Source organism: Pseudomonas sp. MWU13-2100 (assembly GCF_023242365.1).
Lineage (GTDB): Bacteria > Pseudomonadota > Gammaproteobacteria > Pseudomonadales > Pseudomonadaceae > Aquipseudomonas.
The window spans coordinates 37499-52972 of sequence record NZ_JALLIX010000008.1 but is presented as its reverse complement, the minus strand read 5'-3'; the positions used below and the strand labels follow the sequence as shown (position 1 = coordinate 52972).

11 protein-coding genes are annotated in these 15474 nt (G+C 63.6%); 5 read left to right on the top strand and 6 right to left on the bottom strand.

Annotated elements, in window-relative coordinates:
* Positions 1-162: 162 nt before the first annotated feature.
* From M5B99_RS08050 to M5B99_RS08035, 4 genes are all read left to right on the top strand, one after another.
* Positions 163-1701, top strand: a complete 1539-nt coding sequence (locus M5B99_RS08050; protein WP_248803540.1) for an HDOD domain-containing protein — start codon at positions 163-165, stop codon at positions 1699-1701.
* 43 nt (positions 1702-1744) lie between these two features.
* Positions 1745-2560: a thiosulfate sulfurtransferase gene (gene rhdA, locus M5B99_RS08045; RefSeq protein ID WP_248803539.1), complete on the top strand. Its 816-nt coding sequence runs from the start codon at positions 1745-1747 to the stop codon at positions 2558-2560.
* An 18-nt stretch (positions 2561-2578) separates the two neighbouring features.
* Positions 2579-3442, top strand: coding sequence for an archaetidylserine decarboxylase (asd, locus tag M5B99_RS08040; protein WP_248803538.1), 864 nt, complete (start codon positions 2579-2581; stop codon positions 3440-3442).
* Positions 3443-3644: 202 nt separating this feature from the next.
* Complete coding sequence (locus M5B99_RS08035) at positions 3645-5450, top strand: molecular chaperone (protein ID WP_248803537.1); 1806 nt, start codon at positions 3645-3647, stop codon at positions 5448-5450.
* Between the two features lie 41 nt (positions 5451-5491).
* Here M5B99_RS08035 and serB read toward each other — a convergent pair whose 3' ends face one another.
* Positions 5492-6706 (bottom strand): phosphoserine phosphatase SerB, encoded by a 1215-nt coding sequence (gene serB / locus M5B99_RS08030; protein WP_248803536.1) that lies wholly within the window; start codon positions 6704-6706, stop codon positions 5492-5494.
* Positions 6707-6839: 133 nt separating this feature from the next.
* Between serB and M5B99_RS08025 the strand changes: the two genes are divergently transcribed.
* The gene (locus tag M5B99_RS08025) at positions 6840-8387 is read left to right on the top strand and encodes an AhpA/YtjB family protein (RefSeq protein ID WP_248803535.1); all 1548 of its coding nucleotides are present in this window, start codon (positions 6840-6842) and stop codon (positions 8385-8387) included.
* A 207-nt stretch (positions 8388-8594) separates the two neighbouring features.
* Here M5B99_RS08025 and M5B99_RS08020 read toward each other — a convergent pair whose 3' ends face one another.
* The 5 genes from M5B99_RS08020 to cpdA all read right to left on the bottom strand — a co-directional run bounded on the left by M5B99_RS08020 (position 8595) and on the right by cpdA (position 15378).
* On the bottom strand, positions 8595-9305 hold the full coding sequence (locus tag M5B99_RS08020) for a membrane integrity-associated transporter subunit PqiC (protein ID WP_248803534.1): 711 nt from the start codon (positions 9303-9305) through the stop codon (positions 8595-8597).
* Between the two features lie 174 nt (positions 9306-9479).
* Positions 9480-11738, bottom strand: a complete 2259-nt coding sequence (gene parC / locus M5B99_RS08015) for a DNA topoisomerase IV subunit A (RefSeq protein WP_248803533.1) — start codon at positions 11736-11738, stop codon at positions 9480-9482.
* A gap of 115 nt (positions 11739-11853) precedes the next feature.
* On the bottom strand, positions 11854-13758 hold the full coding sequence (gene parE / locus M5B99_RS08010; protein WP_248803532.1) for a DNA topoisomerase IV subunit B: 1905 nt from the start codon (positions 13756-13758) through the stop codon (positions 11854-11856).
* Positions 13759-13820: 62 nt separating this feature from the next.
* Positions 13821-14429: a YqiA/YcfP family alpha/beta fold hydrolase gene (locus M5B99_RS08005; protein ID WP_248803531.1), complete on the bottom strand. Its 609-nt coding sequence runs from the start codon at positions 14427-14429 to the stop codon at positions 13821-13823.
* Positions 14430-14559: 130 nt separating this feature from the next.
* Entirely contained in the window at positions 14560-15378 is an 819-nt protein-coding gene (cpdA, locus tag M5B99_RS08000) for a 3',5'-cyclic-AMP phosphodiesterase (protein ID WP_248803530.1), read from the bottom strand.
* Between the last annotated feature and the right edge of the window lie 96 nt (positions 15379-15474).

The window sequence follows — 15474 nt, the reverse complement described above, 5'->3', positions numbered from 1 at the left end:
AATCAATCTCTTCTTCTACTTATCGGCGAATCTGCGCCAGACTATAGCCAGTTCAGGCGAAAAGCCAGAAAACCGGCCATGTGCCAGCTTGCACGGTCGATTGCGCAGCGCCTGCCCAGCCCATTACGGGCCTGTTAACAGTGATGATGATCGCGCTCGAATATGGCTAACGAAACGACTGTCTCCACGCAAAAACCCAACACCTTGCAGGGCTGGATCAAGCTGCTGCAAGCCGTGCGTTTGCCCGTCCCCCAGGACAGTCACGACCGCGTCTGCCGCGCCATTCGCGACAACCGCAGCTCGCTGCGCGATATCGCCGAACTCATACAGGACAGCCCGGCCCTGGCGCTGAGCGTGATCTGCGAGGCCAATCAGCACACCCATGGCAGCATGACCGAGCCGGCGGAAAACCTCGAAGTGGCGATCAATCGCCTGGGTTTGAAGCGCACCGAGGAACTGCTGGCACGCCTGCCGGCCAGGGCGCCGGAAGAGATTCCAGTGGCCCTGCGACAGCTCCAGCTGATCAGCCAGCACGCCAGCCAGCAGGCCAACGGCCTGTTCGCCGCCCGTCTGGCGCGGCTCTGGCAGGATATCCATTGGGGCAGCCTGTTGTTTCTCTCGCCACTCTGGCCGCTGGCCCTGACGCACCCGAACCTGCTCGAAGACTGGGAGCTGCGGGTGATTCACAAGAATGAATCGGCCGCGACCGTCGAGCAGCAATTGTTCGGCGTGCGCCTGCTCGACCTGTGCCAGGCAATGGCCGATATCTGGCGCCTGCCGAACTGGGTGACCCAGGGCTATCACCTGCTGAAAACCGAATTGCGCACCCTGGCCAGGGCGCTGCACATCGCCCGCGACAGCGAGCACCGCCTGCACCAGCAACAACAGCTCGACGCCGATCCGGAGCTGCGCCGCTGGCTGAACCAGCCGGCCAATACGGTACTGCTGGCCAACGGCCTGGCCCTCTCGGCGCAACAGGCCTGGGACAGCCCGCACCACCTGCGCTGGCAATACCTGACCAGCCTGTACCTGCAACTGCCCATGGACGAGTTGCAACAGCAACTGCACCAGCAGGCGGCACAGAGCGCCAACCAGCACAGCATGCCCGACCTCTGGCACCCGGCCGAAGCCTTGATCTGGCGCGGCAGCATGCGCCGCGTCCACAGCGGCCTGCTACCGGCGACCGATCCCTCCCCCGAGGCCCTGGCTCTCTGGCGCAAACACTGCGCCGAACTGCTCGCCGAACCCAGCCGGTTCACCAACGCCATGCACCTGACCGGCGTTGCCCGCGACGCCCTGACCACCTGCGGCCTGCGCCGGGTGATGATCCTGATGGCCGACCGCACCCAGAGCAGCTTGCGCGTGCACCAGATCGCCGGGCTGGCGAAAGAGTCGGCCAGCCTGGTGTTGCAGGTCAGCCCGAGCCCGGTCCTGCAACGGCTGCTGAACCAGCCGGCGCAGATTCGCCTGACCCCGGCCAACAATGCCCAGTTCTCCGCGCTGCTGCCCGGCAACCTGCGGGGGCAGTTCCCCGGCGAACACCTGTTGCTGCGCTCCCTGAGCAACAATGGCCGGGTGATCATGCTGCTAGTGGCCGACCAGGGCGGCGGACCTTTCTCGGAAATGACCGTGCAGGCCTTCGGCAAAACCGCACAGTGCATCGAGAAGGCGCTGCATGCCTTTACCAACCGCGGCGCCTGACGCTGCGTTACAATCTTTCCTTTTTGTGCCCTGGAGACCTCACATGCCTGACTTCTCTGGCTTGCCATTGGTGATCGAGCCCAGCGACCTGCTGCCCCGCCTCGACGCCCCCGAGCTGATCCTGGTGGATCTGAGCAGCAGCGCCCGTTATGCCAGCGGGCATATTCCCGGCGCACGTTTCGTCGATCCCAAGCGCACCCAACTGGGCCAACCACCGGCACCCGGTCTGATGCCGCCGAAGGAACTGCTCGAAGCGCTGTTCGGCGAACTGGGCCATAACCCGAACGCGATCTATGTGGTCTACGACGACGAAGGCGGCGGCTGGGCCGGACGCTTCATCTGGCTGCTGGACGTGATCGGTCACAGCCGTTACCACTACCTCGATGGCGGCCTGCACGCCTGGCTGGGCGAAGGTTTGCCCGTCGACAGCGACACCCCCGCGGTCGTCGGCGGCCCCATCGCCCTGACACTGCACGACGAACCCACCGCCACCCGCGAGTACCTGCAAAGCCGCCTTGGCGCCGCCGACCTGGCCATCTGGGACGCCCGCGGCCCGCAGGAATACAGCGGCGAGAAAGTCCTCGCCGCCAAGGGCGGGCACATCCCCGGCGCGGTGAACTTCGAATGGACCGCCGGCATGGACAAGGAGCGCCAATTGCGCATCCGCCGCGACATGCCACAGATCCTCACCGACCTGGGCATCACCCCGGACAAGGAAGTGATCACCCACTGCCAGACCCACCATCGTTCTGGCTTCACCTATCTGGTCGCCAAGGCGCTCGGTTACCCGCGCGTCAAAGGTTATGCCGGTTCCTGGGGCGAATGGGGCAACCACCCCGACACCCCTGTAGAGATTTGAGATTCCCAAGGATCCTTGATGAAAAAGCGTTTGTTCATCCTCAGCCAGTACCTGCTGCCCCATCACCTGCTGTCGCGCCTGGCCGGCTGTATTGCCGAATGCCGCGTGCGCTGGTTCAAGAACGCCTTTACCGCCTGGTTCGCCAAGCGCTACCAGGTGGACATGTCCCAGGCGCTGGTCGAGGACCTGACCGCCTACGAGCACTTCAATGCCTTCTTCACCCGCGCCTTGAAAGACGGTGCGCGCCCGCTGGATGAAACCCCGGGCGCGATTCTCTGCCCGGCCGACGGCGCGGTCAGCCAACTCGGCCCGATCGAACACGGCCGGGTGTTCCAGGCCAAGGGCCACAGCTACAGCGTGCTGGAACTGCTCGGTGGCGATGCGGCCGCCGCCGCACCGTTCATGGGCGGAGACTTCGCCACCATCTACCTGTCGCCCAAGGATTACCACCGGGTCCATATGCCCCTGGCCGGTACCCTGCGGGAAATGGTCTACGTGCCAGGACGGATCTTCTCGGTCAACCAGACCACCGCGGAAAACGTACCGGAGCTGTTCGCCCGCAACGAGCGCGTGGTCTGCCTGTTCGATACCGAGCGCGGGCCGATGGCCGTGGTCCTGGTCGGCGCGATGATCGTCGCCTCGATTGAAACCGTCTGGGCCGGGTTGGTCACACCGCCCAAGCGCGAACTGAAAACCGTGCGCTACGACGAAGCCGCCCGCCAGCCCATTCATCTGGAAAAAGGCGCCGAGCTGGGCCGCTTCAAACTGGGCTCCACCGCCATCGTGCTGTTCGGGCCACAGCAGGTACAATGGGTTGAGGGGCTGGTCGCCGGCTCGCCCGTACGTATGGGCCAAGGCCTTGGCGCTCCCGTCCAGGCCTGATGTGCAGCGGTTTTTCAGGCTCGCGAGCGATTTTCGCGAGCCCGCAAGACCAGAACAGGGACAAGGTCACCGTCGGCTTGGACCGGCAAGGCTGTAGCCGTCCCGCAACCCTGCTAGAGTCGTGGCATTATTTTGCCATCGTTTTTATCATCCCGGGCTGTAATGGTCCCAGGTTGTTTCGCTGCCGGAGCTGGACCGCTACATGAGCAATCCGAGTCCCCATCTGTTGTTGCGCGCACCGACGCCCACGCAGTTGAGCCTGTCTTTCTGCGATGCGACACCGCGCGACCTCAAGCGCTGGATCGCCGGCCTGCCGAAAGCCAATCTCGGGGAAACCGCTCGCCTGCTGTATCAGGGCCTGGGCGAACTCAACCTGTTGCTCACCCCCAGCGAAAACCGCCTGCAGTTGCTGGAACTGCTGCGCCCCGAGGTCTACTACGTCTGCAAGAACCTGGAGCGGCACTTTCTCAACCAATCCATCGTCCTCGACGAGCGCCCGAGAAAAGTCGCCAACCTCTGCCAGGCCCTGCAAAACCACCTGGCCATCGGCTACAAGCAGATTGCCATGCGCGTGGCTTCAAAGACTGGCAAGGACCGCTCGCCCCTGCTGACCACCGCCATACAAAGGGCCCTGCACTGCCTCAACGGCCCGCTGGTGCGCGCCAGTCAACTCTATTGTCCAGTGCCGGAAAGCCTCTGGTTCGAGGTGCACCAGCTTTATCAACTGGCCCTTGTCTATCAGGTGCACAACACGCCGGTGTTTGACGAGCAGGCCAGCCAGCCGCTGCCTCTGAGCATCGAGCGAACCTATATTGTCGCCCTGCTGCTGGGGTGCGCACGCTGCAACCAGATGCGCCAGAACAACATCGCCCGGCTGGCCGAGGTCCTCGAACCCTGGAGCGCCCAGGTCAAACTGCAAGGCGCCGAGCAAGCGTCCAGCCTCTTCGCCGTGGCGCCCGGGAGCGACGCGCCACCGCGCTACACGTCCTTGTTCGCCGTGGAACAACTGCCGAACCTGATCGGGATCGACACCCTGCCCCTGGTCAATGCCATCAAGGATTACCTCGAGCTGCCCGCCGACCTGCGCAGCCAGTCGCACCTGCAGGTGCCCAACGGCTTGAGCCTCGACGTACTGCAGCATCTGAGCGCCGCCTGGGGCGAAGCCGCCGAACGGACCTTCCAGCGCACGCCGGGCCAGGGCACCCTGACCTTGTGTGTCGGCATGAGCGCCCTGCACTTCTACCTGGGAGGCCAACGTTCTTTCAGCGATATCCTCAAGATCCCTTCGATCAGCAAGGCTGCGCAATTCGCGGCGATGCTGTCCAACAGCAGCGAAAAGGATGCCTGGAGCCACGCCTTCGACGCCCAGCGCGCCGGCAGTGCCGATACCCTGTTGCCCTACGAAGAAATCCAGTATGAAACCAGCGACGCCGACAGCAGTCAGGCCGCCTTCAATAGCGTCGAAGACTTTCCCACCCACGGCCTGCAGATCATCAATCACAGCCCCGGCGGTTACTGCCTGGCCTGGCCCAAGGAAGTGCCCGCGCAGTTGCAGGCCGGGGAAATGGTCGGGGTCCAGGATCCCTCAAGCCAGGGCTGGAGCGTCGCCGTGGTGCGCTGGATACGCCAGGTGCGCAGCGGCGGCACGCAGATGGGCATTGAGCTGGTAGCCCCGCACGCCCAGCCTTGTGGCCTGCAACTGGTCCGCGCTGGCGAAGGCAATAGTCAGTACCTGCGGGCACTGCTGCTGCCGGAAATCAGCGCCATCGGCGTCCCCGCCACACTACTGGCGCCACGCCTGCCATTCCAGGAGGGGCACAAGGTGATCATCAACAGCAACGGTGAAGAGCGCCGTGCCGGGCTGAACAAGCGTCTGGCCAGCACCGGTAGCTTCAATCAGTTCGAGTACCGTCTGCTCGAACAGCCGGCAATGCCCAAGACCGACCCAAGTGCTGGCGGCCTGGGCGTGGCCGAGGATGATTTCGGCTCGTTGTGGAAAATCCTGTAGGAGCCGGTTTGCCGGCGATGCGATCTGACAGACGCCGAAATTCAGCGTTGCCCTTCCTGGTCACGTACACCCAGCAGATACAGCACCCCATCCAGCCCCAGAGTCGAGATCGCCTGCTTGGCCGAATGCCTGACCAGCGGCTTGGCGCGGAACGCCACGCCCAACCCGGCAATCGCCAGCATCGGCAGATCATTGGCACCGTCGCCGACCGCAATGGTCTGCTCCAGGCTCAGGCCTTCCTTCTCGGCCAACTCACGCAGCAGATCGGCCTTGCGCTGGGCATCGACAATCGGCTCGATGGCCACGCCCGTGCATTTTCCATCCACCACTTCCAGTTCGTTGGCGAAGACATAATCGATGCCCAACTTCGCCTGCAATTGCTTGGCGAAGTAGGTGAAGCCGCCCGAGAGGATCGCGGTCTTGTAGCCCAGGCGCTTCAACTCGGCGAACAGCACTTCGGCGCCTTCGGTCAGGCGCAACGAGGCGCCGATGGCGTCCAGCACACTGACGTCGAGGCCCTTGAGCAGCGCCAGGCGTTCCTTGAAGCTGGCACGGAAATCCAGCTCGCCGGCCATGGCTCGCTCGGTGATGGCCGAGACCAGCTCGCCGACGCCGGCGGCCTTGGCCAATTCGTCGATCACTTCGGCCTCGATCAGGGTCGAGTCCATGTCGAATACCGCCAGGCGCCGGTGACGGCGGAACAACGAGTCTTCCTGGAGGGCGATATCGGCATTCAGTTCCTGGGCCGCGTTGAGGAATTCGCGGCGCAAGGCCTGCGGATCCGTCAATTCACCACGCATGGAGAGTTCGAAGCAGCTCTTGCTCAGGCCCGATGGCGTGTCAGACGCTGTATGCGCCGACAGACGGTCGATCCGCTCGATCTCCAGGCCGTGCCGCGCGGTGATCGACGTCACCCGCTGCAACTGTTCGGCGTTTACCTGACGACTCATCAGGGTCACGACATGGCGCTTCTGGCCCTCGTTCGCCAGCCAGTCCTGGTGCTCGGCCGCGGAAAGTCGGGTGAAGCGCACCTGCTGTTCGCGCCCGGGAGTGCTGGCCTCAATGTCCAGGTGCGTCGAGGCGGATCGCGCAGCGTCGGCAAATTCGACCAGAATGCCGAACGCCAGGCTGCCATGGATAACCGCCTGGCGGATATCGAGAATATTCACAGCACCTTGTGCCAGCACGCCAACAGTGGCTGCGGTCAGACCCGAACGGTCCTCTCCGGTGATGCTGATCAGGACGATTTCGCGCAAAGCGCACCCCCGCTCGTTAAAAAAAACGCATTCTACCCACTTTCACTGACCATCGGGCACAGCCAGCGCTTTGCCGGTCTAGGGGCTCTCGCTATACTGCGCGTCAACTTCACGGACAAAAGAGCCGCGCTCAGTGAACCGGCCCACGCCAGTCAAAACCGATAACTTCTTCCTGCTGATCTTCCGGGCCTTGCGTCACCGCCGTGTACCGCTCGCCTTGCGCATCGCCAGCCACAACGTGATCCTCGTCGCGCTGGCGCTGGTGATCTATGCCTGCGTGATGGGATTGCAGTTCAAGGAAGCCATGCACCAGCAGGCCGATGCCCTCGGCCAGAGCCTGACCACCCAGACGGCCACCTCTGCCACGGAACTGCTGGTGTCCAACGACATCCTCAGCCTCAACGTGCTGCTGAACAACCTGACGAAGAACCCGCTGGTGGCCCACGCGGCAATCTACAGTGTGGATAACCGCATCCTCGCCGAAGCCGGCCAGCGCCCGAAAAACGGCCTGCTGGGCGAGGCCGAAGGGCTGTACCAGACCAAGATCACCTTCCAGGACGTGACCGCCGGGCATCTGCGCATCAGCCTGGACATGGCGCAATTCCAGCAGCCGATGACCATCAGCCTGCAAAGCATGGGCATTCTCAGCGCGATCCTGCTGGCGCTGGCGCTGGCCCTGAGCCTGCGCCTGGGCCGGCATATCTCCACGCCGTTGCTGCAACTGCGGGTCTGGCTGCGGGACATGGACGAACATACTCCGGCCACCCAGCGCCAGGATGAAATCGGCGACCTGGCGCGCCAACTGCACTCGCGCTTCGCCCCGGTCAAACCGGAGCCCGAGCCTGAACCGGAAATCGACTACGACGAAAACGACTACGTCGAGGAAGAAGAGCGCGCCGAGCCGGCCTTCCAGGTCCGCAACCTGCGCGATCCGAGCTTCGACGAGCGCGCGGCGGTCCCGACGCCCAAGCCGGCTCCGCGGCATATCGTCAGCAACGTGGAAGATGAACTGGACGACGAAGACCCTTTCGCCGACCTGCGGGAAAGCCCGCAGACCGCCAGCGGCGCGACCGTGAAGCCGCAGCCGGTAGCGCCGAGCCAGCCACAGCACAGCGCGGTGCTGGCGGTGCAGTTGGGTGCCCAGGACCAGTTGCGGCGCCTGCCACGCGCGCGCCTGACGGAACTGCTGGACCGTTACCGCGATTGCCTGGACCAGGCCGCCTCGCTGTATGAGAGCGAACTGCACACCCTGAACGACGGCAGCACCCTGATGCTCTTCCACAGCGAAGACAGCGGCGATGACTACCTGACCAACGCCATCTGCTGTGGCGAGCTGCTCCGGGCGCTGGGCCACCAGTTGCAGATCGAAGTAGCTGACAGCGGCATCACACTGCAACTGCAGCTGGGCCTGACCCTGGGCGACGAGTTGTTCGGCCTGAGCCAGATTGACCTGCTGTTGACGGAAACCGCCCAGGACGCCCTGGCGCTGTCGCAACACAGCCGCAACCTGCTGCTGGTGGAACGCCGTATCAGTGACGACTCGCTGATTCGCCAGCGTGCGCGCATTCGTCCGATTGCCAGCCCCGAGGGTGCCTGCTGTGTGGAGCGCTTGATGGAGCCGTATCCGTCGATGCTGGAACGCCAGTTGGCGCGGATGCACGAGAACCGGGCCAAGAACTGATAACGACCCGCCTGATCGGATCACAATCCCCCTTGTGGGAGCGGAGCTTGCCCGCGAAGCTTTTAGCGGCCTCAAGGCCCCCTTCGCGGCGGTGCGGTGGTCCGACAAGCTCCGCTCCCACAAAGTCGCCTGAACTCATAGCCGTTCTCGCACCCAACAAAAAGCCCGCATTGAATGCGGGCTTTTTGTTGGGTGGGTGTCCCGACCTCAGAAGCGAAACACTTCCATATCCGTGCGAATCGGCGAAGCCATCGGGATCCTCGGTTTCTCGGGCCCGGCCTGTTTGGCCGGCGCCGGGGCCGCCGCCTTGCGGTTTTCAACCAGCGGCGTCTGATTGGCCAGTGGCTTGAGCGCTACGCTCAGTTGCTCGGCCAGGCGCTGCAACAGCTCGCCCTGGGCCTGGACCTGCGCCGCCGACGTGCCGGTGTGCTGCTGCTCCAGATGGACGATGCGGTTATCCCGGACCTGCCCACGACGGTCGAGCAAACGCCACTGCGCGTCGAGGATCGCCGGTTGCCGGGTGCCGGAATCCAGCCGGGTAATCGACAGCAACACCTGCACATCCGGCGTAGTCCCGGCAATCGCCGGAGCCAGCACCACGCGCTGGCTGTCCAGACGCCAGGCCAGTTGGCGAACCAGCAACTGATTGATATCGGACGACAGGCTGCCGGCCCAGCGACCATCGGTCGCCGCGGTCAGGCTGCCATCGGGCTGGCGCTGCAGCAGGGTTTCGCGTTGCAGGTAATCGGCCAGGATAATAGGCCCGAGCACCACCGACATCCCCGCGCTTTGCTGAGGCTGGCCCGGTGTGCCGCTGTCCAGCTGATACAGGGAAATCGGCTGGTGCACGCTGCAGCCGGCCAAGCCGAGCAGGCCGCTCAGCAGCAAAATAAAAGGAAGGCGCAGAACAGTCATCATCCCATCCAGGTGGCCGCCACAAGGCCCTGCCACAGTCTGATCCAAAAATTCGTTTGGGCACGCCGCCACGCGGGTGCCGCAAGAGGCGCATATCATCCGTGAATATGCGCCGTGACTCCAGTACCGCGGTGGCGATCTTCCTGCTAATAAGCTGAATGAACGCTCTAAACCGCTTTAACCGAGACCTTCTACCAATAACGCGTCCACCCGCTGGAAGCCCCGTGGCAACTTGTTGCCGCGCCGGCCACGCTCGCCCTTGTAGTGCTCCAGGTCGTCGGCCTTGAGCGACAAGGTACGTTTGCCCGCCTGCAACACCAGGGTCGCGCCGTCCGGAATCACTGCCAGGTCAGTGACGTATTCCTCGCGGCTGGCCACGCGCTCACCGGAAATTCCGATGATCTTGTTGCCTTTGCCCTTGCCCAGTTGCGGCAGGTCGCTGACCTTGAAGATCAGCAGCCGGCCCTCGGTGGTCACTGCCGCCAGCCAGTTCTGCTCGCGGTCGGCCACCGGTTTGGGCGGCATCACCTTGGAGCCATTGGGCAGGCTCAGCAGGGTCTTGCCCGCCTTGTTCTTGGCCTGCAGGTCTTCGCCCTTGACCACGAAACCATACCCGGCGTCGGAAGCGATGACATACAAGGCCTCGTCTTCAGGCAGCAGCACGCATTCAAAGCTGGCTCCCGGTGGTGGCGTCAGACGACCGGTCAGCGGCTCGCCCTGGCCACGGGCCGAAGGCAAGGTATGTGCCGCCACCGAGTAGCTGCGCCCGGTGGAATCGATAAACACCGCGAACTGGTTGGAGCGCCCCGCGGCCGAGGTCTTGAAACCATCACCGGCCTTGTAGGACAGGCCCGTGGCATCAATATCATGGCCTTTTGCACAGCGAACCCAACCTTTTTCCGACAGAACGACCGTGACCGGCTCGGTCGGCATCAGTTCGTTTTCCGACAGGGCCTTGGCTTCGCCACGGGTGACAATCGGCGAGCGACGGTCATCGCCGTAGGTTTGCGCATCAGCCAGCAGTTCGGTGCGGACCAGCTTCTTCAACTTGGCTTCGCTGGCCAGCAGCGCTTGCAGCTTGGCCTGCTCCTTGAGCAACTCATCCTGCTCGTTGCGCAGCTTCATCTCTTCCAGCCGCGCCAACTGGCGCAGACGGGTGTCGAGGATGTAGTCGGCCTGGATCTCGCTGAGGTCGAAACGCGCGATCAACTCGGCCCGCGGGTGTTCCGCGGTGCGGATGATATGAATCACCTCATCCAGATTGAGATAGGCGATCAGCAAACCGTCCAACAGGTGCAGGCGCTTCTCGACCTTGTCCAGGCGGAACTTCAGGCGCCGGCGCACGGTGTTGACACGGAACGACAACCACTCCACCAGCAAGGTGCGCAGGTTCTTCAACTGCGGCTTGCCATCGAGGCCGATGATATTGATGTTGACCCGATAGCTGGACTCCAGGTCGGTGGTGGCGAACAGATGCTGCATCAGCTCGTCGAGGTCGATGCGGTTGGAGCGCGGAATGATCACGATTCGGCACGGGTGTTCGTGGTCGGATTCATCGCGCAGGTCGGCGACCATCGGCAGCTTCTTGGCCTGCATCTGCGCCGCAATCTGCTCCAGCACCTTGGCCCCGGAGACCTGGTGTGGCAGGGCATGCACGACGATATCGCCGTCTTCGATGCGGTAGACCGCGCGCATGCGCACCGAGCCACGCCCGGTTTCATAGATTTTCAGCAGGTCGGCTTGCGGGGTGATGATTTCCGCTTCGGTCGGATAATCCGGGCCCGGAATGAACTTGCACAGCTCCTCGACACTGGCACTCGGATCATCCAGCAGGTGCACGCAAGCGCTGGCGACTTCCCGCAGGTTGTGCGGCGGTACGTCGGTGGCCATGCCCACGGCGATACCGGTGGTGCCGTTGAGCAGGATATTCGGCAAACGCGCCGGCAAGACCGCCGGCTCGTCGAGGGTACCGTCGAAGTTCGGCACCCAGTCCGCAGTGCCCTGGCCCAGTTCGCTGAGCAGCACTTCGGAGTAACGCGACAGCCGCGATTCGGTGTAACGCATGGCCGCGAAGGACTTCGGATCATCCGGCGCCCCCCAGTTGCCCTGGCCATCCACCAGCGTATAGCGGTAGCTGAACGGCTGGGCCATCAGCACCATGGCTTCGTAGCAGGCGGAGTCGCCGTGGGGGTGGAACTTGCCGAGCACATCGCCGACGGTACGCGCGGATTTCTTGTGCTTGGCGTCGGCATCCAGCCCCAGCTCACTCATGGCGTAGACGATCCGCCGCTGTACCGGCTTCAGGCCGTCGCCGATATGCGGCAGCGCACGGTCCATGATCACGTACATGGAGTAGTTGAGGTAGGCCTGTTCGGTGAAGTCAGCCAATGACCGGCGTTCTACGCCATCCAGGCTGAGATCAAGGGAGTCGCTCATGCGGGCCTCATCAGTTCGTAGTCTGGCGCGGCGGCTGTAGCACCGCGCAGGTGAATTCGGGGGTATTCAACACGCAGGCCCGGCAGCCGTGGTTCGCCGCCGGGGCAACCACGCATCAGGTCAGGACCTCGGCCAGATCGCCCTTGGACTCCAGCCAGGTCTTGCGATCGCCGGCGCGTTTCTTCGCCAGCAGCATGTCCATCATTTCCGAAGTGGCTTCGAAATCGTCCAGGGTCAACTGCACCAGGCGCCGGGTGTTCGGGTCCATGGTGGTTTCCCGCAGCTGTGGCGGGTTCATCTCGCCCAGGCCCTTGAATCGGGTGACCTGGGGTTTGCCGCGCTTCTTCTCGGCCACCAGGCGGTCGAGGATGCCGTCACGCTCGGCTTCGTCGAGGGCGTAGAAAATCTCCTTGCCCAGGTCGATGCGATACAGCGGCGGCATCGCCACATAGACGTGACCGGCATCCACCAGCGGGCGGAAATGCTGGACGAACAGCGCGCAGAGCAAGGTCGCGATGTGCAAGCCGTCGGAGTCGGCGTCGGCGAGGATGCAGATCTTGCCGTAGCGCAGTTGGCTGATGTCCGCCGCGCCCGGATCGACACCGATGGCCACGGCGATGTTGTGCACTTCCTGGCTGGCGAGCACTTCGCTGCCGTCGACTTCCCAGGTGTTGAGGATCTTCCCGCGCAACGGCAGGATCGCCTGGAACTCCTTGTCCCGCGCCTGCTTGGCCGAACCGCCGGCGGAATCACCTTCCACCAGGAACAGCTCGGCGCGCATCGGGTCCTGTCCGGCGCAGTCGGCCAGCTTGCCCGGCAGCGCCGGCCCCTGGGTAATGCGCTTGCGCTCGACCTTCTTGCTCGCCTTCAGGCGCCGGCCGGCGTTGTTGATCGCCAGTTCCGCCAGTTGCATGCCCAGCTCGGGGTTGGCGTTGAGCCACAGGCTGAAGGCGTCCTTGACCACCCCGGAAACGAACGCGGCCGCTTCACGGGAAGACAGGCGCTCCTTGGTCTGACCGGAGAACTGCGGCTCCTGCATCTTCATCGAGAGGACAAAGGCGATCCGTTCCCAGACGTCTTCCGGCGCCAGCTTCACACCACGCGGCAGCAGGCTGCGGAACTCGCAGAATTCGCGCATGGCATCGAGCAGGCCCTGACGCAAACCGTTGACGTGGGTACCGCCCTGGGCGGTGGGGATCAGGTTGACGTAGCTTTCCTGGACGCTGTCGCCGCCTTCCGGCAGCCACAGCAGGGCCCAGTCCACCGCTTCTTTATTACCGGCGAGGCTGCCGCAGAACGGCTCGTCCGGCAGGCGCTCGAATTCACTGACCGCATCCACCAGGTAGGAACGCAGGCCGTCTTCGTAATGCCATTCGACTTTCTCGCCGGTGGCCTTGTCCTCGAAGCTGACCAGCAGCCCAGGGCACAAGACCGCCTTGGCCTTGAGCACATGCTTGAGGCGGCTGACGGAAAACTTCGGCGAATCGAAATACTTCGGGTCCGGCGCAAAGTACACGCTGGTACCGGTGTTGCGCTTGCCGACGGTGCCGATCACTTCCAGTTCGGTGGCCTTGTAGCCATCGGCAAAGGTCATCTGGTATTCGTTGCCGTCGCGCTTGACCCGCACCCGCACCTGGTTCGACAGGGCGTTGACCACGGAGATCCCGACACCGTGCAGGCCGCCGGAGAACTGGTAGTTCTTGTTGGAGAACTTGCCGCCGGCGTGCAGCTTGGTGAGGATCAGTTCGACGCCCGACACGCCCTCTTCCGGGTGAATGTCCACCGGCATGCCGCGACCGTCGTCGGAGACTTCCAGGGAATGGTCGGCATGAAGGATCACCTGCACCGATTTCGCATGCCCGGCCAAGGCTTCGTCGACGCTGTTGTCGATGACTTCCTGGGCAAGGTGGTTCGGCCGACTGGTGTCGGTGTACATGCCCGGGCGTTTGCGCACCGGGTCGAGGCCCGAGAGGACTTCGATGGCGTCTGCGTTATAAGAGCTAGCGCTGGGAGTGGCCATGGGGTCTCGTCGTCAGTCGTCTATGAATAGGGGTCATTCTCAAAACACCGTGCCTCAGGGCATCAGAGCTGCGAGAAATCGATCGCCTGGTATGTATCGGCAGCGATGCCGGCAAAGCTGAGCAAGGCCGGTAATTGCTCGGTAAAACCCTGGAAACTATGATCGCCGCCGGCCTGGATACGCAAGGCACAGGCCCGGTAATACTGCTGGGCGGCACGATAGTCCAGGGTTTCGTCGGCGGTCTGCAGCCAGACCTGGAAACGTTGCGGGTCCCGGGGGGCCGGGACTTCCAGCTCGGCCAGGGCCGTCACATGGTCGAGGGTCAGGTCCCAGGTCTCGCCGCTGTAGAGGTTCTGCTGGGGACCGAGGTAGCCGTCGAACATCCGGTGCGGCGCCACCGCCGGATTGACCAGCAACGCCTTCAGGCCATGGCGCTCGGCCAGGCACGTCGCATAGTAGCCGCCGAGCGAGCTGCCGACCAGCAGTGGACGACCGAGTTCGGCAATCGCCGTTTCCAGCTGGAGCATCGCCTGGCGCGGATGATGATGCAAGGCCGGTACTCGCAGCTGCGCCTCCAGGCCCAGGCGCTCCATCAGTTGGATCAACTGAGAGGCCTTTTTCGACAGCGGCGAGCTGTTGAAACCGTGGATATACAGGATCGAACCGGACATGTGATCGCTCTCCATTGGCAGGCTCCCGCACACAAGAGCCAGGCACCGCACAGACAAAGACGCGCAGTTTAGCCTGACTCCGGCGCGCTGACTCGCCCTGAGACGCTTCCTACCTATTAAGAAGAAGTGGTCAGTAGCCGGTACCGCCGTAATCGACCTCGAAATCGAAGCCACTGACCCGGGAAATTGCCGTTTCCAACCGTCCGTCCGAATGCAGGCGCAGCCAGCGATAGCCCGGCGACTTGTCGTCGACCTTGAAATCCTCGCTGCCCGGCGCGAACTGCACGCAGGTAGAGGGCGACGCCAGCAGCCGGACGCCGTTGCGCTCGAGGTCCAGTTCCTGGTGGATATGACCCCAGAGCAATGCGCGAACCTGGGGAAAGCGGTCGAGCACGGCGAACAGCGCCTCCGGATTGCGCAGGCCGATGGGCTCCATCCAGGCACAATCGATGGAAATCGGATGATGGTGGAAACACACCAGGTGATGGCGCTGCGGCGCTTCGCTCAGCGCTTGCGCAAGCAACTGCAACTGTTCGTCCTGCAGATAGCCCGGAACCGAGCCCGGTACGGCGGAATCCAGGAGGATAATCCGCCAGTTGCCGATATCCACCACCGGTTCGAGCAGATCGCTGTGGTGAGCGGCCTCAGCCATTTCCCGCAACTCGTCGTGGTTGCCGGGCAGCCAGCGCGCTGGCGCGCCGATTGCCTCGCTCATCTCCCGGAACTGCCGATAGGACCCTACCGTGCCGTCCTGGGACAGGTCACCCGTGGCCAGCAGCAGATCGACCCCGGGCTGCTCCGCCAGCACGCAGTCGATGACCCGCTGCAGGCTGTCCCGGGTATTCATGCCCAGCAGCGTACCGTCCGCCTCGGCAAACAGGTGGCTGTCGGACAGTTGCACCAGCAACACGGCGTCCGTGGGGGACGATTGGGTGGATTCGCTCGGCAAGAGGCTCTCCTGCAAAATGCTGAGGGGTCGTTCGGCACGCTTCGCTCGGGAAAACACGCCTAGGCAATTATGGTTGGGGAATCGGCAAAGAGGAAA